This window comes from Consotaella salsifontis, from assembly GCF_900167365.1.
In the GTDB taxonomy this organism is placed as follows: domain Bacteria; phylum Pseudomonadota; class Alphaproteobacteria; order Rhizobiales; family Rhizobiaceae; genus Consotaella; species Consotaella salsifontis.
Genome location: NZ_FUXL01000006.1, coordinates 1 through 19,423, shown reverse-complemented (window position 1 = coordinate 19,423; position 19,423 = coordinate 1). Strand labels below are relative to the sequence as shown.

At 63.9% G+C, this 19,423-nt stretch carries 16 protein-coding genes; 14 read left to right on the top strand and 2 right to left on the bottom strand.

What is annotated here, in order from left to right; genetic code table 11:
- Positions 1-40: 40 nt before the first annotated feature.
- The 9 genes from B5D38_RS09930 (at position 41) to B5D38_RS09890 (ending at position 10,469) form a co-directional block, all read left to right on the top strand.
- A complete protein-coding gene (locus B5D38_RS09930; protein ID WP_078708277.1) occupies positions 41-2,734 on the top strand; it encodes an SPOR domain-containing protein in 2,694 nt (897 codons plus the stop codon).
- Positions 2,735-2,835: 101 nt separating this feature from the next.
- Positions 2,836-3,864, top strand: coding sequence for a glycoside hydrolase family 3 N-terminal domain-containing protein (locus B5D38_RS09925; RefSeq protein WP_078708276.1), 1,029 nt, complete (start codon positions 2,836-2,838; stop codon positions 3,862-3,864).
- 457 nt (positions 3,865-4,321) lie between these two features.
- Complete coding sequence (locus B5D38_RS09920; RefSeq protein ID WP_078708275.1) at positions 4,322-4,552, top strand: twin-arginine translocase TatA/TatE family subunit; 231 nt, start codon at positions 4,322-4,324, stop codon at positions 4,550-4,552.
- A gap of 80 nt (positions 4,553-4,632) precedes the next feature.
- Positions 4,633-5,124, top strand: a complete 492-nt coding sequence (tatB, locus tag B5D38_RS09915) for a Sec-independent protein translocase protein TatB (RefSeq protein WP_078708274.1) — start codon at positions 4,633-4,635, stop codon at positions 5,122-5,124.
- Positions 5,125-5,128: 4 nt separating this feature from the next.
- Positions 5,129-5,935, top strand: a complete 807-nt coding sequence (gene tatC / locus B5D38_RS09910) for a twin-arginine translocase subunit TatC (RefSeq protein ID WP_078708273.1) — start codon at positions 5,129-5,131, stop codon at positions 5,933-5,935.
- Between the two features lie 84 nt (positions 5,936-6,019).
- A complete protein-coding gene (gene serS / locus B5D38_RS09905) occupies positions 6,020-7,312 on the top strand; it encodes a serine--tRNA ligase (protein WP_078708272.1) in 1,293 nt (430 codons plus the stop codon).
- A gap of 1 nt (position 7,313) precedes the next feature.
- Positions 7,314-8,069 carry a 5'/3'-nucleotidase SurE gene (surE, locus tag B5D38_RS09900; RefSeq protein ID WP_078708271.1) on the top strand — a complete coding sequence of 252 codons (756 nt, stop codon included), beginning with the start codon at positions 7,314-7,316 and terminating at the stop codon, positions 8,067-8,069.
- Positions 8,069-8,719: a protein-L-isoaspartate(D-aspartate) O-methyltransferase gene (locus tag B5D38_RS09895; RefSeq protein WP_078708270.1), complete on the top strand. Its 651-nt coding sequence runs from the start codon at positions 8,069-8,071 to the stop codon at positions 8,717-8,719. Before surE ends, B5D38_RS09895 begins: the two co-directional genes overlap by 1 nt.
- A 298-nt stretch (positions 8,720-9,017) precedes the next feature.
- Positions 9,018-10,469, top strand: coding sequence for a peptidoglycan DD-metalloendopeptidase family protein (locus B5D38_RS09890; RefSeq protein ID WP_165690826.1), 1,452 nt, complete (start codon positions 9,018-9,020; stop codon positions 10,467-10,469).
- Positions 10,470-10,538: 69 nt separating this feature from the next.
- On the opposite strand, the gene B5D38_RS09885 is transcribed toward B5D38_RS09890, so the two are convergent.
- Positions 10,539-11,438, bottom strand: a complete 900-nt coding sequence (locus tag B5D38_RS09885; RefSeq protein ID WP_078708268.1) for an ATP-binding protein — start codon at positions 11,436-11,438, stop codon at positions 10,539-10,541.
- 151 nt (positions 11,439-11,589) lie between these two features.
- Between B5D38_RS09885 and yajC the strand changes: the two genes are divergently transcribed.
- The 5 genes from yajC to B5D38_RS09860 all read left to right on the top strand — a co-directional run bounded on the left by yajC (position 11,590) and on the right by B5D38_RS09860 (position 17,822).
- Positions 11,590-11,931 (top strand): preprotein translocase subunit YajC, encoded by a 342-nt coding sequence (yajC, locus tag B5D38_RS09880; protein ID WP_078708267.1) that lies wholly within the window; start codon positions 11,590-11,592, stop codon positions 11,929-11,931.
- A gap of 126 nt (positions 11,932-12,057) precedes the next feature.
- Positions 12,058-14,628 (top strand): protein translocase subunit SecDF, encoded by a 2,571-nt coding sequence (gene secDF, locus B5D38_RS09875; RefSeq protein ID WP_078708266.1) that lies wholly within the window; start codon positions 12,058-12,060, stop codon positions 14,626-14,628.
- Between the two features lie 79 nt (positions 14,629-14,707).
- The gene (locus tag B5D38_RS09870) at positions 14,708-15,094 is read left to right on the top strand and encodes an Mth938-like domain-containing protein (protein WP_078708265.1); all 387 of its coding nucleotides are present in this window, start codon (positions 14,708-14,710) and stop codon (positions 15,092-15,094) included.
- A gap of 24 nt (positions 15,095-15,118) precedes the next feature.
- Positions 15,119-15,958, top strand: coding sequence for a phytoene/squalene synthase family protein (locus B5D38_RS09865; RefSeq protein ID WP_078708264.1), 840 nt, complete (start codon positions 15,119-15,121; stop codon positions 15,956-15,958).
- A gap of 37 nt (positions 15,959-15,995) precedes the next feature.
- On the top strand, positions 15,996-17,822 hold the full coding sequence (locus tag B5D38_RS09860) for a DUF4153 domain-containing protein (protein WP_165690825.1): 1,827 nt from the start codon (positions 15,996-15,998) through the stop codon (positions 17,820-17,822).
- Here B5D38_RS09860 and trmFO read toward each other — a convergent pair.
- Positions 17,796-19,190: a methylenetetrahydrofolate--tRNA-(uracil(54)-C(5))-methyltransferase (FADH(2)-oxidizing) TrmFO gene (gene trmFO / locus B5D38_RS09855; RefSeq protein WP_078708262.1), complete on the bottom strand. Its 1,395-nt coding sequence runs from the start codon at positions 19,188-19,190 to the stop codon at positions 17,796-17,798. The genes B5D38_RS09860 and trmFO overlap by 27 nt on opposite strands.
- Between the last annotated feature and the right edge of the window lie 233 nt (positions 19,191-19,423).

Here is a 19,423-nt window from a genome sequence, read left to right as displayed (position 1 = left end):
GCTTTTTCCAACGGTTGACAGGCATACAGGGGGCACGGTGATGGCGGACACGAAAGGCTTGGCGCGCGGAATCACCTTTGAAGCCGATGCGGCCGATGATGATCCCTTCGCCGAGCTTGCCAAGCTGGTCGAGCAACCGCTTTGGCATTGGCCCCAGGCGGAAGCTCGCGCCTCCGTGCCTGAGCGCCAGTCCGCCAGAAAGATGGAAGACGCCGCTGAACCGGCCGTCTTTCGCGCGTCACGGCCTGAGAATCACCCCGTCGATCGGACGGCGTTCGCTCCGGCCGACGAGGGCTACCAGCCTACCGATGCACGAGGGGACGCCTCCTTCGGCATAGCCCCTGACGAAGCACAGCGCAGTGCTGACGCCTCGTCTCCAGCATCGGAGGTGACCGCGAGCGCAGAAGCCGCGGAACTGTCCGACCTCGACGATTCCAGTTTTGACGACTCCTGGCTTGGCGACGAGGGGGACTGGTCTGAATTCGACGCGGCGCTCTCGCAAGAAGCGCAAGACGGCGAAGCTCAGATCCTTGCCGCGGACGAGCAGCCGGAACCGGAGATGTTTGCGGCGGAATCCGAGTCGCTGGTTTCGGCTGAGGCCGAGCGCGCCATCGATCCGCACAAGAGTGGTGACTTTGACGACTCTGCTTGGGCTGCTTCGTTCGAGCAGTCTGTCGGTGAAATATTCTCCAAGATTGGCGCGGACACCGACCACGAGCTGCCCGAAAAAGCTCGCACGGCGCCGGAAGCCGAGGTGCTGGCATTCGAGGGGCTCGATCAGCAGCTCGCGGACGAACTTGAGGCCCATCTGCGCGATTTCGATCTCGACGACGCTCAATTGGAAGGGGCCTTTGCGGATCTGGAGACGGAGTTGCAACAGGTCGCCTCCGTCTCGGCGGCCACCTCTTCGCTGGACGGCGGACGTGGCGGTGCAGCCGCGGGGCAGATCAACCGGAATGCAGGTGAGGAGCGGGTGGCCAACCCGATATCGCCTTCTGCCTATTCAAGCTGGGTGCGCCCCAAGGTCGAAACCGCGCCTGTTGCTGCGAAGCCGGACGTTTCTCCTGTTGCAAACTCGGCTGGGGCGAAAGCCGCCGTGACGTCTTCTCCGAAGACTCCGGACGAACCACGCTTTGCGGACGACGAGGAGCTTGAGCTGGCTCTCCAGAGTCTGAGTGCTCCCTTGCGGCCTCGCGATTCTTCCGTCGTCGTCACGCCCAGCTTCGCGCCCGAGGCGGCGAGCAGGCGCGAGCCGGAGCCTGCACCTTTGCCGCTTGATGATTTCGACGAGTTGATCGCCAGTCAGCTCGCCGTTTTGCGCGGCCACCCGAACCTGTCCACGACAGAGCAGGGTGAAGTCGGCGCCGACGAAGAGCCGAATGCTGAGACCGCTGACGACCATGTCTCCGAGTCGCCCAAGCTGCAGATTGCCGAAGATGCGAATGGGGCGGCGCATTCGTTCGAGGAGCAGCCTCTGCCGAGCTGGTATGCGGCCAATCATGTGGCCCACAAGGCTCCTCCGAAGCGCTTGATGCTTCATCGCAGGAGCGCGCTGGTGGCAGCGAGCGTCGTGGCGCTGATGATCGTTGGCGGTGCCGCATGGCAGTTCGCAGGATCGTCGTCTGGCGGCGGAGACGGAGGGACACTTCTCGTAAAAGCCGACATGGAGCCGGTGAAGATCAAGCCGGAAAATCCCGGCGGCCAGTCGATCCCGAATCAAAACAAGGCGGTATACGAAAGAGTTGACGCCGATCGCGGCACGATTACGCCGCCCGAGCGGGTCCAGAAGACGCTCATCGCCAGCGAGGAAGAACCGGTCGACATCGCTCCCGAGGAAGAAGACCAGGTTGATGCACTTCCTGGCGTGGGAATGATGGAGCAGGACGTCGTTCCTTCGAAAGAGGACGCACGCCTCGCCGAGAATGCCAGTTCGGGCGAGGATTCTCCGGTTCCGATTCTTCAGCCACGCCGTGTACGAACCGTGTCCGTGCGCGCGGATGGCTCCGTCGTACCGGGAAGCGATACCCAGGATGAGCCAGGACCCGCCGCTGCGCAACAGCAGATGGCAAGCCTTGCTCAATCGCCGGAAGCGCGAGAAGTCGGCCTGATTAAAACCGCCGCGCCGGTGATGCCTTCGCCTGCGATCAATCCGCCGGCCGAGGACACGGCACCTTTGGCGCAAGCCGCGGCGGCGTCAGGCGAGGCGGCGCTTCCTGCCGAAGAGCCCGTGTCCGAAGAGCCCGTGTCCGAGAATGCAGCGCCTGAGAACGTGGCCAGTGCAGCGCCTGACACACCGGCTGAGGCCGCCGCAGAGCCGGTGCCGGCAACCGTCTCGGCACCTCTCACCGTGCCCGTACCTCATGCGCGGCCAGGAACGCAGCCTCTGGACCGTGTCCAGGTTGCGAGCGCGACCCCGCAGCCACCAAGCCATCCGGCAGCCGCGACGATCGCCTCTTCGCAACCGGCCGCCCCAACAGCTCAGCCTGCGTCGGGTGGGTACTATGTCCAGATCGCCTCTCAGCCCAGTGAGGAAGCGGCTCGTCAGAGCTTCCAGAATCTCTCGTCGAAGTACGGGAATATTCTGAGCGGCCATGGCATCGTCATCCAGTCCGCTGAGATCGCGGGCCGCGGTACATATTATCGCGTGAGGGTTACGGCCGCGTCGCAGAGCGATGCTTCCAATCTGTGCAGCCAGCTCAAGGCCGCAGGCGGGAGCTGCTTCGTCTCAAGGTGAGCGACGAGGCTCGGGCGTTCGCGCGCATTTGGCTCCCGTGATTCATGGACGTTCCGCCGCCCTGGTGGCCTCGGACCGTCGTTTGGTTCGGATAAAACGGCATGACGCAGAACAAGGCGTGGATCGCAGGCTGCTCCGGCCCGCGCCTCGCATCGGACGAGGCGGCGTTCTTCGCGGACGAGCGGCCATGGGGCTTCATTCTCTTCGGTCGAAACGTTCGTGAGGCGGAGGAGCTATGCGATCTTTCCGCTGCCCTGCGAGCCGCCGTCGATCGGCCGGACGCGCCGATTTTTGTCGACCAGGAGGGCGGCCGCGTGCGGCGTCTGCGCCCGCCACTGGTTCCGGATCATCCGGCGCCTGCCGTACTCGGCCGGCTCTTCGCCCTCGACAGGGAGGCGGGACAGCGGGCCGCGTATCTTCATGGGCGCATTCTCGCGATCGATCTTCGGCGCTTCGGCCTCAACGGGGATTGCGTACCCTGCCTCGATGTTCCTGCGCCAGGAAGCCATCAGGTGATCGGCGACAGGGCCTATGGCACCACCGTGGAAGCCGTCTCGGCGCTTGGCCGCGCGGCCGCCGAGGGGTTGATGGCGGGCGCTGTTCTGCCGGTGATGAAGCATATGCCCGGCCACGGTCGCGGCAACGCCGATAGCCATCTCGATCTGCCCGTCGTAGCGGCCTCGCTCGAGGAACTCGAAGCCGTGGACTTCGTGCCGTTCAAGGCGCTCAACGACCTTCCGTGCGGCATGACGGCTCATCTTCTTTTCAAGGCCCTGGACCCCGTTCGTCCCACAACTGTCTCGCCGAAGGTGATCGGCGAGGTGATCCGCGGCGCCATAGGCTTCGACGGCCTGCTGATGAGCGACGACCTCTCGATGAAGGCGCTGGCCGGCGACATTGGCGATCTAGCAGGGGCTGCGATTGCGGCGGGCTGCGATGTCGCCCTTCATTGCAACGGCGACATGAGCGAGATGCGCAAGGTTGCCTCGGCGGTGCCCGTTATCGCCGGCAAGTCCCTGGCCCGCGCCGAGAAGGCTCAACGCGTTCTTGCCGTCAGCCCTGCCATGGATGATGAGGATACCGTTCGCGCGGAATTCAACGAGCTTACAGGCAGGCTCGCGATAGCGTGAAAATCAATGGCTCGGCGTGAGCAGCACTTTCCCTGTATATTGAGATGCGACAATGTTGAGGTCTGTTTGATAGGGCAGAAAGCGGAGGAAAGGGGTCCTCGAACGCTTTCTCCTTTGTGAAGCTGCCTTTGCGAAGGGCAAATTTGGATCGAATCGTGCGGCGAAACGAGAGATGGAGTCGACGATGCGATACGATTGCGGCGCGTGGCGCCCAGGCGTGAGAGCGGTGAAGCACGTCGCCAACGTGCCGCTTCGACCTCTTTTTTGGGGCATTGGCTCGGCAGGTCCTTTGGCGACAGCTTTCGACGCGCTATGAGGCATCGACGAGCAGATCAATCGAGAGGCCCGGCAGGATCGCCGCCATCGGTGGTGGGTCGGAACTCGGGAATTTGAAAGAGGTTCACGCGGTCCCTAGCTTAGGAGCGCGCGGGGCCTTCAACACAAGGAGTTTGGGAAAATGGGTAGCTTCAGCATCTGGCATTGGCTCATTGTTCTCGCCGTCGTTCTTCTGCTTTTCGGCCGGGGTAAGATTCCGGATCTGATGGGCGATGTCGCCAAGGGCATCAAGAACTTCAAGAAGGGCATGGCTGACGACGACGAAGAAGTCGTGACCGAGCGTCGGGCCATCGACCGGCGCGACGATGAGGTCGTTGCCCACGACGTGAAGGTCGAGAAGACCCGGAGCTAAAGGCCGGGTTCGGCTCCGCGATGTGATGATCGGCGGGTGCAAGACCGTGAATCGGATGTCTCAGCGGAGTTGTTGCCGCCATGTTTGATGTCGGCTGGACGGAGCTCCTGGTCATAGCGATGGTCCTGGTGATCGTCGTTGGACCCAAGGATCTACCGCGTATGTTGCGCACCTTTGGCCGGGTGACAGGGCAGATGAGAAGGATGGCGGGCGAGTTCCGCCGTCAGTTCGACGATGCATTGCGCGATGCGGAGCTCGACGAGGTTCGCTCGACGATGAAGGACGTACGGAACCTCAATCCTGCCTCGGATATTCGCAAGGCTCTCAACCCGATCCGCGCCGTCGGTGACGAGATACGCTCGTCGTTGTCGGCAGCCACGAAGGCGCCGGAGCCGAAGGTTCCGTCCGCCAGCGAAGGCATTAAGCCGGTGGAGCCTGGAGTTGCTGACCCCGGGGCGACCGCGCAGGCAGCCGCTGATCAGGATGCCGGAAGCTCGGTTGTCGCCGCTCCCTCTGCTGTAGAGGCCCCCTCGCAAAAGCCGACTGAAGCTCCTGTCGGGAAGGCGGGTTGACGACATGCGCGACGAAACCGAAATCGAGGCGTCGTCCGCCCCGCTGATCGAACATCTTGTCGAACTCAGGCGTCGGCTGATCTGGAGCCTTCTCGGCTTCTTCCTTGCCTTCCTCTTCTGCTTCATCTTCGCCAAGCAGCTTTTCAATCTGCTCGTCGTTCCGTACCAGATCGCTGTGGGCTGGTCGGGACTGCCCGAGGACCAGGTTCGACTGATCTACACGGCTCCGCAGGAATTCTTCTTCACGCAGGTGAAGATCGCCGCATTCGGCGGCTTTTTCCTGGCCTTTCCGCTCATCGCCGTTCAGATCTACAAGTTCGTCGCGCCCGGTCTTTACCGCGACGAGCGGCAGGCATTCTTGCCGTTTCTCATCGCCACGCCGGTGCTGTTTCTGCTCGGGGCGATGCTTGTCTATTTCTTCTTCACTCCGATGGTGATGTGGTTCTTCCTGTCGATGCAGCAGTCGGGCGCTGGTGATCAGCCGATCATTCAGCTTCTGCCGCGCGTATCGGAGTACCTGTCGCTCATCATGACGCTGATCTTCGCTTTCGGCTTGGTGTTCCAGCTGCCGGTGGTGACGTCGCTCCTCGTGCGCGCCGGCATCGTCACTTCGAAGGATCTGGGTGGTAAGCGGAAATACGCCATCGTCCTGGCTTTTGTGGCTGCTGCCGTGCTGACGCCGCCTGATCCGATGTCGCAGATCGGCCTTGCGGTGCCGACCATCCTTCTCTACGAGATTTCCGTATGGACGGCGCGGCTCATCGAGCGCCGGCGGGCCGAGCGCGAGGCCGAGCGCGAAGCGCAAGGCTGACAGACCTTCTTCGCCTAAGCGTCGCTTGCCTGCCGTCACGCGGATGCCGGCCGATCGGCGCATGCTGGCGGAGCGGTTTTTGAAATGCTTGATATCAAATGGATACGCGAAAATCCTGAGGCTTTGGATAAGGCGCTGACCTCACGTCAGGCGTCGCCGGCCGCAGCCGAACTCCTGAAACTTGACGAAGCTCGCCGCAGCCATCTTCAGACGCTCCAGGATCTTCAGAGCCGGCGGAACGAATCGTCCAAGGCGATTGGGCGGGCCAAGGGGTCAGGGGATGCCGCGGCTGCCGACGCCTTGATCCGCGAGATCGCGGAACTCAAGGAAAAAATTCAGGAGGGCGAGGAGAAGGAGCGCCGCCTGGACGAGGCGCTGGAGGACGCCCTTTCCCGTATCCCCAACGTGCCTCTTGAGGAGGTGCCGGTCGGGCCGGATGAAACGGCCAATGTCGAGCTCCGCCGCGTCGGCGAGCCGCCTCGCTTCCCATTCGAGCCCAAGGAGCATTTCGAAGTCGGAGAGGCGCTTGGCCTCATGGATTTCGATCGGGCGTCCAAGATCGCCGGCGCTCGCTTTACGATCCTGAAGGGTGATCTGGCGCGGCTGGAACGGGCTCTCGGTCAGTTCATGCTCGATCTGCACACGCGCGAGAATGGCTACATGGAGGTTTCGCCGCCGCTTCTGGTGCGCGACGAGGCGCTGTTCGGCACCGGCAATCTGCCGAAGTTCGAGGAAGACCTTTTTCATACGACTGAAGGGCGCTGGCTGATCCCGACGGCCGAAGTGCCGCTGACCAATCTCGCCCGCGAGGAAACGCTCGACGAGAGCGCGCTACCGCTGCGCTATACCGCGCTGACGCCATGCTTCCGTTCCGAGGCGGGATCGGCCGGGCGCGATACGCGCGGCATGCTGCGCCAGCACCAGTTCTACAAGGTTGAGCTCGTTTCGATCACGACGCCGGAAACGTCTCTGGCCGAGCACGAGCGGATGACCGCCTCGGCCGAGGAAGTGTTGAAACGGCTGGGCTTGCCCTATCGCGTCATCGTTCTCTGCACGGGCGACATGGGGTTTGCGTCTCGCAAGACCTATGACATCGAGGTATGGCTACCGGGACAGAAGACCTACCGGGAGATTTCCAGCTGCTCTGTCTGCGGCGATTTTCAGGCGCGACGCATGAACGCGCGCTACCGCGCCGCCGACTCCAAGGCGCTGCGCTATGTGCATACGCTGAATGGGTCGGGAATTGCGGTTGGTCGCGCGCTCATCGCTGTCATCGAGAACTACCAGAACGAGGACGGCTCGATCACAGTCCCGGAGGCGCTGCGGCCTTATCTCGGCGGACAGGAGCGCATCGTGGCGGCCGGGCAGGTGGCCTGACATGCGTATTCTGCTGACCAATGATGACGGCATCCATGCGGAAGGACTTGCTGTCCTGGAACGCATCGCCCGCACGATCTCCGACGACATCTGGACAGTGGCTCCCGAAGGCGATCAGAGCGGCCTGTCGCACTCGCTGACCTTGTCGTCGCCGCTCCGTCTGCGGGAGGTGAGCGAGCGGAAATTCGCGTTGTCGGGCACACCCACCGACTGCGTGATCATGGCGGTACGGCGCGTGATGCCCGAGCCGCCGGACTTGGTGCTTTCCGGCGTCAATGCCGGTCAGAACATCTGCGATGACGTGACCTACTCCGGAACGGTGGCCGGCGCGATGGAAGGCATGATGCTCGGCATCCGCTCCATCGCTCTCAGCCAATCCTACGATTCGCGCGCCAATCGCCACGTGTTCTGGGAAACGGCCGAGCGCCACGCGCCGGGGATCATCGATCGGCTGATATCCTCCGAGTTTCGCAAGGGCACCCTCGTCAACGTCAATTTTCCGGCGGTTGCGCCAGAGGCGGTTGAGGGCGTCGACGTCACCCGTCAGGGCAAGCTCGAATATTCCATCGGGATCGAGGAGCGGCAAGATGGACGCGGCTTTCCCTATTTCTGGCTGAAGTTCGGACGACATGCGGGAGGGGAGGTGGAGAATTCGGATTTCGCCTCGCTCACGCGGAATCGTATTTCGGTGACACCGCTCAAGCTGGACCTCACCGAATATGCGCTCATGGACGACCTTCGCGCGCTCTTCTCGTGATGCAGTCCGTCGACCCCCGCGATCGTGAGGATCTCGCCGCGTTCCTGCTGCGGCTACGCAGCGAGCACCTCGATTCGAGACTGCTTGCCGCGGTCGAAAAGGTGCCCCGCCGCAACTTCGTGATGGCGGGCGTCGCCAATGCCTATGGCGATGCCTCGCTTCCCATCGACTGCGGCCAGACCATGCCAGGCGCCCACTTCGCGGTGAGTCTGGTTGCCGCCCTACACATCGAGGAAGGAAATAGTGTTCTCGAGGTGGGGAGCGGCAGCGGCTACGTCACCGCACTCCTTGCGCGACTCGGCGCGCGGGTCGCCTCACTCGACCGATACCGGCGCCTGATTGCTGCGGCGGGCGCAAGGCTCAAGGAGTTGGGCCTTGCGAATGCGGTGTTCGAGCTGGAAGACGGCCGTGGCGGATACCCCTCGATGGCACCCTACGACCGCATCATTCTGCACGGCGCCTTCGATGCGGTGCCTCGGGTTTTCCTGGAACAGCTCGCTGCGCACGGATATTTGATCTGCGCCGTCGGGCCGGCCAGGGAAGAGCAAATGCTGGTGCGCATGCAGAAGGTAGGAAGCCGATTTGAGCGCGAGGACCTCCGCCCTGTGCGCTATCTGCCTCTCGAGCCGGGCGTGGCCACCGTCCTTTGATAGCCGTTTGACATGTTGCCGCGTGGGCACGCCGCGAATATGGCAAACGAAATTCTGTCGACGGCAGGGGTATTTAACCGGGCAGTAAGATTAACGCGCTTCAATGTCCCCCAAGCTTGGTTGAGTGTCTACGGGGACGGCAATGCCTTTGTACGTGCTGAGATCTGTCCGGAGTCGTCTGGTTCGGACAGCTGCGATTGTTTCGCTGGCGGGGATTGCAGCCGGATGCAGCGCCGACGTCGTTCGATTCGACGACGGCTTTTATACGGGGGCGGTCCCGCAAACTTCGCAGACCGCCGTGGCGTCCTACGGCACGCAGTCGGCGAATGGCGGATATTCCGGCGGCCAGACCAACCAGAACCAGGGCTACTCTGCGCCGGCGAGCGGTGATTCTGCCGGCGACACTGCCTCTTATGGCTCGGCCCCGGCCGCGACGGGCGGCGTCCAGCGCGCCGAACTCGCGCCTCCCTCGACCTCCGCAACTCCGCCCGCCGGTAATGCTTCCCTGACCGGCTCACTATCGGCGTCGGCGGCGCCTGCCGCCGCCCCCGCCCAGACGGCCTCGCCATCTCTCGACAGGCGTTCGTCCGCTCCGGGTTGGGGCGGCGCCGGCACCCGCGTTGCGGTCCAACAGGGCGAGACGGTCTATACGCTTTCGAAGCGCTACGGCGTGCCCGCAGATGCGATTCTCTCCGCCAACGGCATGAGAGACGCGCGTCAGGTCGCGCCTGGCAGCAGCGTCGTGATCCCGTCCTACAACTATGCTCAGAAGGCGCCCGTTTCCGCGCCTGACCACAACCCGAAGACGCGCCAAGCCTCCGCCGTGGTATCGCCTGCGCCCTCGGCGTCAGGTCGATCAGGTGTCACTGTTGAGACCGGCGACACCCTGACCGGGATCGCGCGACAGCACGGCGTGTCGGTGGCCGAGTTGAAGCGCGCAAACGGGCTGTCCGGAGACACCGTGCGCATCGGCCAGACGCTGACGATACCGGCAGGCGGCCAGACGCAGGTCGCGTCCCTGGAGACGCCGGCCAGCTATTCCGCGCCTCAGCCAGGCCGCGGTGCTCCCGAGAAGCCGTTGGGAACGATGAGCGTCAGCTCGGGCGGTGCCGTTCGCGGCGCCTCCATGTTGCCGACGCCGTCCGCTGCGCCGAAGGAGCCGCGAGCCTACCAGCCGCCGATGCCTGCCAAGGAAGCCGCGCCCGCTCAGGCGGCTGCGTCGAGCGATTCGGCGCCGGCAAAGCGAGAGCCTGTTCAGGCGAGCCGCGCCGAACCCGCTCCTGCCGCATCAACGCCCGCTCCTGCCGCATCCTCAGGGTCCGTCGCGGCCAAGGTCGAGGCGACCCAGGAGGCGTCGATCGCGCCGGACAGCACAGGCATCGGGCAGCTGCGCTGGCCGGTCCAGGGACGCGTCCTCAAGGGCTACGGCGATCGCGTCGGTTCCCGCCGCAACGACGGGCTCAACATCTCGGTGCCGCGCGGCACGCCGGTGAAGGCCGCCGAAAACGGCGTCGTCATCTATGCCGGCGAAGGCCTCAAGGAGTTCGGCAAGACGGTCCTGATCAAGCATGACGACGGGCTTGTGACGGTCTATGGCCACGCTGACGAGCTTGAGGTTTCTCGCGGCCAGAACGTGAAGCGCGGCCAGGAGATCGCGAAGTCCGGCATGTCGGGCGACACGGACGTTCCCATTCTCCACTTCGAGGTGCGCAAGAATTCGGCGCCGGTCGATCCGATGAAGTTTCTCTGACGCGCCTGGATTACTGATCCAAGAGGCCGGCCATCATGAGCCGGCCTCTTCGCTTTCTATCCTCGTGACTTATTCGGTCTCGGATTTCGCATCGAAATGGTCCAGCGGTCGGCCGAGGCGGCCGGCGAGATCCTGAATGAATTGCCACGCGACACGGCCGGAACGTCCGCCGCGCGTCGTCGCCCATTCCAGAGCGTCCCTGCGCACCACTTCCCAATCCCCGTCGAGCGCATTCGCGCTCATGTAGCCTTTGACCATCGCAAGGAAGTCGTCCTGGCTGCACGGGTGGAAGCCAAGCCACAATCCGAATCGATCCGACAGGGAAATCTTCTCTTCCACCGCCTCGCCGGGGTGGATGGCGGTGGACCGCTCGTTCTCCATCATGTCGCGCGGCAGAAGGTGGCGGCGATTGGACGTCGCATAGAAGAGCACGTTGTCAGGCCGGCCTTCGACGCCGCCCTCCAGCGCGGCCTTAAGGGACTTGTACGATGTGTCGTCGTGGTCGAAGGACAGATCGTCGCAGAACAGGAGAAACCGATAGGGCGCGTCGCGGATCATTCTGAGGACGGTGGGCAGCGCCGCGATATCCTCGCGATGAATCTCCAGAAGCTTCAGAGGCGCGACGCCGTCCGGCCGATCCTGATTGACGGCCGCGTGAACCGCCTTGACCAACGACGATTTTCCCATCCCGCGCGAGCCCCACAGCAGCGCGTTGTTGGCGGGGAAGCCACGCGCAAAGCGCTCTGTGTTCGCCAGCAGGATATCGCGTGAGCGGTCGATCGACTTCAACAGCGCAATATCCACGCGGCTGACGCGGGCGACAGGGCGAAGCTTAGAGGGTGGATCGAAGGTGAAACAGTCCGCAGCCTCGAAGTCAGGTGGGGGCAGGGGGCCGGGCGCCATACGTTCCAGGCTCTGCGCAATCCGCTCCATGAGCATGACGAGAGCGTGATCCTTCTGCGCATCCATCTCCGCTTCCTTTGATGCTGTCGCCGGGACAGAAGGTCTTCACTGCCGCCTGCGGTCTGTTGCATTCAGCCGCACCGTTCGTATATTCCGCGCAACACGTAAAGGCCTAACAAGCAAAGGCCCCGCGCGGCGGTTTTCCATGGAGTTCCCGATGTTCGTTTCGCCTGCTTTCGCACAGACCCCTGGCGCTGCGGGGGGGAGCGGCGATCTTCTGATCAGCGTTCTGCCTTTCGTCGCCGTTTTCGTGATCATGTACTTCCTGATCATTCGGCCGCAGCGCGCTCAGGCCAAGAAGCGCGAAGACATGCTGAAGTCGATCCGGCGTGGCGATACCATCGTCACTAGCGGCGGCATCATCGGGAAGGTGACGAAGGTTCTCGAGAACGGCGAGCTCGAGGTGCAGATCGCCGAGCAGGTCAAGGTCCGCGTGCTCCAGACGATGGTGACGGACGTCCGGGTGAAGGGCGAGCCGGCGGCGGCTAACGCCAAGTAGTCGGGTTGCTTTGAGCACCGGCTTTCCGCTGGTCCAGCAACGTCGCACGGTCGGCGCGCCGAGCGGCAACGAATGAAGTGCCAGCCGGGTTGATGCGCCCCCGGCGGCTGAACGATCGGGCTCCCGATGCTCTACTTTTCGCGATGGAAGACCATTCTCATCTGGCTGACGGTCGTCGTTGGCGTGGTCTTGGCGCTGCCGAATCTCTTTACCCGTGAACAGCTGGCGGCGTTGCCGTCCTGGTTGCCGAAGGATCAGATCACCCTCGGCCTCGATCTGCAGGGCGGGTCCTACATCCTGCTGGAGGTCGACGAGGCTTCGCTGGTCAACGAGCATCTTCAGACGCTGCGCGACGATGCCCGCCAGGCGCTGCGCGAGGCTCGCATCGGCTATACGGGCCTCGGCACGTCGGGCCGCTCGGTTGAGGTGACTGTCCGCGACGAGGGGCAGGTCGATGCGGCGCGTCAGGCGTTGCAGGCTCTCGCTCAACCTGTCTCCGCCGGGATTCTCGGGCGCGGCAATGTCTCGCCGGTAGCCGTGACGGAGCCGAGGCCCGGCACCTTCCATCTTGCGCTGACCGACCAGGGGGTCGCCTACTACATCTCTTCCGCCGTCGATCAGTCCATCGAGGTGGTGCGGCGGCGCGTCGACGAACTCGGTACGACCGAGCCGCTGATCCAGCGCCAGGGCACCGGCCGCATCATGGTCCAGGTGCCGGGACTCCAGGACCCGCAGCGTTTGAAGTCGCTGCTGAACCAGACAGCGAAGCTGACCTTCCGGCTGGTGGACACGACGGTTTCCGGCGAGGACGTGGCGCGCGGCGCCGCGCGGGCGCCGGCTGATTCAGAGCTGCTCTATACCAACGACAATCCGAGCCGCCCGATCGTCGTGAAGCGACAGGTCATGGTCTCGGGCGAGAACCTCACCGATGCGCAGGCGGGCTTCAACAGCCAGACCAACGAAGCCGTGGTCAACATCCGCTTCGACACGCGCGGCGCCCAACGCTTCGGCGCGGTGACGCAACAGAACGTCGGGCGGCCCTTTGCCATCGTCCTCGACAACAAGGTGCTTTCGGCCCCGAACATCCGCGAGCCGATTCTCGGCGGTCAGGCGCAGATTTCCGGAAGCTTCACGACGCAATCCGCCAACGATCTCGCGGTGCTGCTCCGCGCCGGCGCGCTGCCGGCCACGCTCGATATCATCGAAGAACGGACGGTCGGCCCCGGCCTCGGTGCCGACTCGATTGCCGCCGGTGAGATCGCCGGCATCATTGGCGCCATTCTCGTCGTGGTGTTCATGCTGGCGGCCTATGGCTTCCTCGGCATCATCGCGAACATCGCGCTGATCGGAAACATCGTCCTGCTTTTGGCGACGCTCTCCGTTCTGGGGTCGACGCTGACGCTGCCGGGCATCGCCGGCATCGTCCTCACTGTGGGCATGGCCGTCGATTCGAACGTTCTGATCTACGAGCGCATTCGCGAGGAACGTCGCAAGGGGCAGCCGCTGATTCAGGCCATCTCGACAGGCTTCGAACGCGCTCTGGCCACCATCGTCGACTCCAACATCACAACCCTCATCGCCGCCGTCATCCTGTTCTTCCTGGGATCCGGTCCGGTGCGCGGGTTCGCGGTGACGCTCGCCGTTGGTATCGTGACCACCGTTTTCACCGCCTTCACGCTGACGCGCTGGATGGTGTCGGAGTGGGTTCGGCGCCGGCGGCCGAAGCAGCTGCCTCGCGGCTATCTACACCTCGTTCCCGAGGTGACGCGAATCCCCTTCATGAAGGTTCGCCTCCAGTTCTTTGCCATCTCGCTGCTGCTGTGCGTGGTGTCCTTGGGCGGACTTGCGACCGTGGGGCTCAACCTCGGCATCGACTTCACCGGCGGTTCTCTGGTCGAGGTCCAGGCCAAGAATGGTGCTGCCGATATCGGCGACATTCGCCAGCGGCTAGGGGCCGCGGGTCTCGGCGACGTTCAGGTTCAGGAGTTCGGCTCTCCCAACGAAGCCTTGATCCGTATCGGCGCTCAGGGTGAGGGCGGAGATGCCCAGCAGGTGCAGACGGTCAACACCGTTCATACCGCGCTTGACGCGGACTACAATTTCCAGCGCACCGAGGTCGTCGGGCCGACTGTCTCGGGGGAACTCGCCTGGGCGGGAACGATCGGCGTTGTCGCCTCGCTGGTGGCAATTCTGATCTACATCTGGTTCCGTTTCGAGTGGCAGTTCGCCATCGGCGCGATTGTCTCGACCGTCAACGACGTGATCCTCACGATCGGCTTTCTGGTGCTGACGCAAATCGAGTTCAACCTCTCCTCGATCGCGGCGATTCTGACCATCGTCGGCTATTCGCTGAACGATACGGTGGTCGTCTACGACCGGGTGCGTGAGAACCTGAGGCGGTACAAGCGGATGCCGCTCGGCCAGCTACTCGATCTCTCGGACAACGAGATGCTGTCGCGAACGACGCTCACGTCGCTCACCACGTTCCTGGCGCTCGCCGCCCTGTTCTTCTTCGGCGGCGAGGTCATCCGGTCCTTCGTCACGGCGATGATGTTCGGCGTGGTGATCGGCACGGGCTCGTCGATCTTCGTGGCCGCGCCCATGCTGATCTTCTTCAAGCTGAGGCCTGTCGACGTCATGCCGCCGGCGGAGGAAGACCCGGTTCCGCCCAATCAGGCCTCCACCGGAAAGGCCTGATCAGGCCATCCACGCGCCGCTCACGGCGCGTGGAACATCACTCGGGTGAGGCCGTTCGGCTCATACCCACCCTGGAGTCATGAGTGCGATGGAAGTCCGGCAAGCCCATTTCCCCGGCCGTGCGCCGATCGAAGCCTATGGCAACGGTGGCTTCCGGTTTGCCGAGATGTCGCACCGTGGGTCGCTGCTTTGCCTGCCGTCGGGCATCTATGGTTGGGACGCCACGCCCGAATCGCCCTTCGGCGGAGACCGCTTCGATCTGATCTTCAAGGAAGCGGAGAGTTTCCGCTTTCTTATCTACGGCACTGGACCGGACATTCGTCGGCTGCCGCCGGCTCTTGCGGCGCGGCTACGACAGGCGGGCCTGTCCTGCGATCCCATGTCGACGGGCGCGGCCGTGCGCACCTTCAACGTGATGGTGGCGGAAAATCGTCCCGTGGCTGCGGCGCTGGTCGCCATTGATTGATCGGGCCGAGAGGCGAGCCATCCGATGACCGCCGACTTCCAACCAAGCACCGATCTTGTACGGGACGAGGACCCGGACAGGGCTCTGTCCACGCTGTTCGCGATCGTTGAAAAGCGCGATTCGCTGAACGCGCTTTATGCCTTCAACATCGAGACGGGGCGGGTGCGCGATCGGGTCAGCCAACCGCTGCCGGGCGAGATACGGCTTCAGTGGTGGCGCGACACGGTCGTTGGCGCGGCGGGTGAAGCGGGTGAGGGCGGCGCAGGGAATCCATACGCCGAAGCCCTGGTCGAAACGATCAAGAGGCATGATCTTCCGCTGGATGCCTTCGACCGCTTCCTCGAGGCGCGCATCTTCGACCTCTATGATGATCCGATGCCCGAGCGGTCGGCGTTCGAGGCCTATGCGGGAGAGACCGCCTCGGCGCTCATCATGCTCGCGGTCATGGTGCTCGACCGCGATGAAGCCGCAAAGTCGGCCGAGGCGGCGGGACACGCCGGTGTGGCGCAGTTGACGGCGGGGGTTCTGCAACTCTTGCCTCTCCATCGCAGTCGTGGGCAGATCTTCATTCCCGGCGACATCCTCGATGCGGCCGGCTGTTCCCCTCAGGCGCTTCTCGCGGGCGAGGCCGAGCCCACGGCGCGGGCCGTGGCGGCCATGACCGCCTTCGGTCGGGAGCATCTTGCCAAGGCCAAGTCTGCCTTCGCGTCTCTTCCGAGGTCGATTCGCCCGGCGTTTCTCGCGCCAATGCTCAGCGGCCTCATTCTCGATCGAATCTCCCGGCATGGCTTGCCAGGTGATGGGCGGGTTGAGGCCGGCACGTTCCGCCGCCTGTGGGAGTATTGGACAGCGATGCGCCGCTGAGGACCGCTTGCCTCGCGGACTGTCGCGAGGGGCTTCAATGACCAACGAGACAACGCAGTATCTCGGCGGCCGCTGGCACGATCGCTTCGAATCGCTTTGGAGCAAGACGAGCGCGGCGATCGCGCGTTTCCCGCTTGCGACCCTGCTGATCGCCACGATCGGCGTTTTGGCCAATTGTGCCGCCCAACGCGTCTACTTTCCAGACGAGGCTCGTTACGACGCGCTCATCGGCGCCCTTGCCGGAGCTGCCGCCGTCTCTGTCGCCGCCTCTCTTGCGGCGGAGGCCTACTCCGCACGATCGGTCGTGCGGCATGTTCTTTCGCTGGCGGCTGCCCTGCCCACCTTGCTGCTCATGTGGCTTGGCCTCGACATCGCGGTCTATCCGGCTGCGCTGGCAGCCTCCGTCTTCCTGATGATTCCGCTGGCATCTTCCTTCGGTCGCGGGTCTCCCCAGCGATTTTGGTTCTTTTCGTTCGAACTCGGCGTAGGGGCCGGGCTGGCATTCCTCTCGGTGCTGCTCTTCGCCTTCGGCTTTTGGGCCATTTTGAAAATGTGCGCCTTCCTGTTCGAGGTGGATTTCGACAACCGGATCGACTCGCACATCTTTACGACCGCCTTCGCCTTCGTAGGCCCGCTTTTCGCGCTGGGCCGCGTTCCTGAAGTGAATTTGGAGCGGGAAGGGATCGATATTGACAGCCGGACGGCTCGCGGCGACAGCCTGCTGATCGGCGTGCGGGTGTTGTTCAATTGGGTGGCGGTGCCCCTGGTTCTTGCTGCCGGCGTGGTGCTTCACCTCTACGCGGCGAAGATCGTCCTATCCGGCGCCGTGCCGAAGAACGAGATCGGATGGATCACCCTCGTCTTCCTGGCGCTGGTGCTCTCGCTACGGGTGATGATCGATCCGTTTGCCGACGCGCGTCGGGGATTGACCGCGACGTTCGCCTTCGTCTGGGCGCCCATGCTGCTGGTGCCGCTTGGGCTGATGGTATTTGCCTTGGCTCAGCGTGTCACCGCCGAGGGAGTGACGGAGGAGCGCTACTATCTCGCGCTTGCCGCGCTGGCTGGCGGGATTGTCGTCCTCACGCAACTCGCGCCGCGCTGGAGCGGTGATATCCGAATGATGTGGGGTGTCCCGGTCGCTCTGCTGCTTCTTTCGTCATTTGGCCCGTGGGGTGTGGTCGACATCGTGGGGCGCAGTCAGGCGACGCGGATCGCCGCCGAATTCGCGCGCAATGGTCGCCTGGAAGCCGATCGTCGGGCGCTTCGGAGGCGAGACGAACTGCGATCACGGATCATGGCGCTCGCCGACGTCGGGCAGCTCGACCGGCTCGCCCCCTTGCTTGACGGTCAAGCGCGGCAAGCGGCCGAGCGCGCGACTCCGGGCGAACGCAGGGATGCCGCCCGGCATTTGCTTGCCGCGCTCGCCATCGATCCGCATCCGGAAAAGCGGATGAACCTTCGCGCGTCCTGGACAACGGCATTGGACCTTAGCGGCTATGACATGGCCCTGGTCCAGGTGCCGCTTTCCCGCGATGTCGGCTTTGGCCCCCAGGACGGCATGGCACACTTCGCCCTGAAGGACGGTGATCTCATGGTGTGGACGAAAGCGGCGGAGATTGATCGATTCCCTCTCGACGACGTGGTCCAGGGTCTGCTGGCGCGACATGACGGACCGTCCGCGCAGGGTCCGATCGGCTTTGACCTGACAGGCCAAAGCGGACGGCAAATACGGTTGTTCGTTGCGTCGGCGCAGATCGAGGATGGAGACGTCCTGGTCAGCGCCGATGCGGCGGTCCTCCTGCGACGTGCGGAGTGGGCCGAGGGGCTCTGGTCGGAATCAGGGCTGGCCGCCGGCCAACCATGAAGCGAAATCGTCGAGCGCCCGTTCGGCGAGTGCGCGCTTCTTGGCCGTGGTCTTCTCTTTGCCCCGAAAGCGCCGACCTTCCGGACGCGGAATCTGAACCGGCGGAAACAGGCCGAAATTGACGTTCATCGGTTGGAAGGAGCGCTTGCCGCCCTCCTCTTCGGCCGAGAGATGACCGCCGGTGATATGCGCCAGAAGAGCGCCGGTGGCGGTCGTAACCGGCGGTGGCGTGACCGACAGCCCGTTTGCTTCGGCGACTGCGAAGCGCCCGGCCATCAGGCCGACGGCCGCCGATTCGACGTAGCCCTCACAACCGGTGATCTGACCGGCGAAACGCAGACGTGGAAGCGCCTTGAGTCGCAGGCTTTGGTCCAGAAGGCGCGGCGAATCAAGATAGGTGTTGCGGTGAAGGCCGCCGAGGCGCGCGAACTCCGCGTTTTCCAGCGCGGGAATCGTACGGAAGATGCGGGTCTGCTCGCCGTATTTCAGCTTCGTCTGGAATCCGACCATGTTGTAGAGCGTGCCGAGCGCGTTGTCCTGCCGAAGCTGGACCACCGCATAGGGCTTTTCGTCCGGCTTGTGGGCGTTGGTCAGCCCCATCGGTTTCATCGGGCCGTGGCGCAGGGTCTCGATGCCGCGATCGGCCATCACCTCGATGGGCAGGCAGCCGTCGAAATAGGGTGTGCCTTCCCACTCGTGAAAGGCTGTTTTTTCGCCCGAAATCAGAGCGTTGACAAAAGCCTCGTACTCCTCTCGGTTCATCGGGCAGTTGATGTAGTCCTTGCCCGTGCCGCCGGGGCCGACCTTGTCGTAACGCGACTGGAACCAAGCCTTGTTCATGTCGATCGAATCAAAGTGAACGATCGGCGCGATGGCGTCGAAGAACGCCAGAGAATCGGCACCCGTCGCCAGCCTGATCGATTCGGCAAGCTCCGGCGCTGTCAGCGGGCCAGTGGCGACGATCGTCGAGCCCCACTCCTCTGGAGGAACTGTGCTCACTACCTCGCGGCGAAGCTCGATCCTCGAATGGCGAGCGATCGCCTCGGTCACGGCACGCGAAAAACCCTCGCGGTCGACAGCCAACGCGCCACCGGCCGGCACCTGATTGGCATCGGCCGACGCCATGATCAGCGAGCCGGCGAGCCGCATCTCTGCGTGAAGCACGCCGACGGCATTGGCCGTCGCATCATCGGAGCGAAAGGAGTTGGAGCAGACGAGTTCGGCGAGCCCGTCGGTCTTGTGCGCGTCGGTCGAGCGCGATGGGCGCATCTCGTGCAGGACGACGGAAAGGCCAGCCTCGGCGATCTGCCAGGCGGCTTCGCTGCCAGCGAGGCCGGCGCCAACGATGTGAATGGTGTGATCGGTCATGGTGTCTTCTAACGCAGTTTGCGGCCGATTGGGGAGAGCCATCGCATCCTTGCAATGTGAACATCCACCTTGGGTGGAAGCGGGCGCGGCTTCCATTCCTCCGTCGTTATCCATCGCGGGGACAATCTGTTCGAGAGTGAAGGAGGCCCCAAAAGCAACAACGCCCGCCGGGGGAGGATCCGGCGAGCGTCGTTAGGGTGCCTGCGGTATTGGGAGGAGGAGAACCGCAGGCG

What these genes read in the sequence shown, in the direction of transcription:
- B5D38_RS09930 (WP_078708277.1), top strand. Translation starts at nt 41, where the DNA reads ATGGCGGACACGAAAGGCTTGGCGCGCGGAATCACCTTTGAAGCCGAT.
- B5D38_RS09925 (WP_078708276.1), top strand. Translation starts at nt 2,836, where the DNA reads ATGACGCAGAACAAGGCGTGGATCGCAGGCTGCTCCGGCCCGCGCCTC.
- B5D38_RS09920 (WP_078708275.1), top strand. Translation starts at nt 4,322, where the DNA reads ATGGGTAGCTTCAGCATCTGGCATTGGCTCATTGTTCTCGCCGTCGTT.
- tatB (WP_078708274.1), top strand. Translation starts at nt 4,633, where the DNA reads ATGTTTGATGTCGGCTGGACGGAGCTCCTGGTCATAGCGATGGTCCTG.
- tatC (WP_078708273.1), top strand. Translation starts at nt 5,129, where the DNA reads ATGCGCGACGAAACCGAAATCGAGGCGTCGTCCGCCCCGCTGATCGAA.
- serS (WP_078708272.1), top strand. Translation starts at nt 6,020, where the DNA reads ATGCTTGATATCAAATGGATACGCGAAAATCCTGAGGCTTTGGATAAG.
- surE (WP_078708271.1), top strand. Translation starts at nt 7,314, where the DNA reads ATGCGTATTCTGCTGACCAATGATGACGGCATCCATGCGGAAGGACTT.
- B5D38_RS09895 (WP_078708270.1), top strand. Translation starts at nt 8,069, where the DNA reads ATGCAGTCCGTCGACCCCCGCGATCGTGAGGATCTCGCCGCGTTCCTG.
- B5D38_RS09885 (WP_078708268.1), bottom strand. Translation starts at nt 11,438, where the DNA reads ATGGATGCGCAGAAGGATCACGCTCTCGTCATGCTCATGGAGCGGATT.
- yajC (WP_078708267.1), top strand. Translation starts at nt 11,590, where the DNA reads ATGTTCGTTTCGCCTGCTTTCGCACAGACCCCTGGCGCTGCGGGGGGG.
- secDF (WP_078708266.1), top strand. Translation starts at nt 12,058, where the DNA reads ATGCTCTACTTTTCGCGATGGAAGACCATTCTCATCTGGCTGACGGTC.
- B5D38_RS09870 (WP_078708265.1), top strand. Translation starts at nt 14,708, where the DNA reads ATGAGTGCGATGGAAGTCCGGCAAGCCCATTTCCCCGGCCGTGCGCCG.
- B5D38_RS09865 (WP_078708264.1), top strand. Translation starts at nt 15,119, where the DNA reads ATGACCGCCGACTTCCAACCAAGCACCGATCTTGTACGGGACGAGGAC.
- B5D38_RS09860 (WP_165690825.1), top strand. Translation starts at nt 15,996, where the DNA reads ATGACCAACGAGACAACGCAGTATCTCGGCGGCCGCTGGCACGATCGC.
- trmFO (WP_078708262.1), bottom strand. Translation starts at nt 19,190, where the DNA reads ATGACCGATCACACCATTCACATCGTTGGCGCCGGCCTCGCTGGCAGC.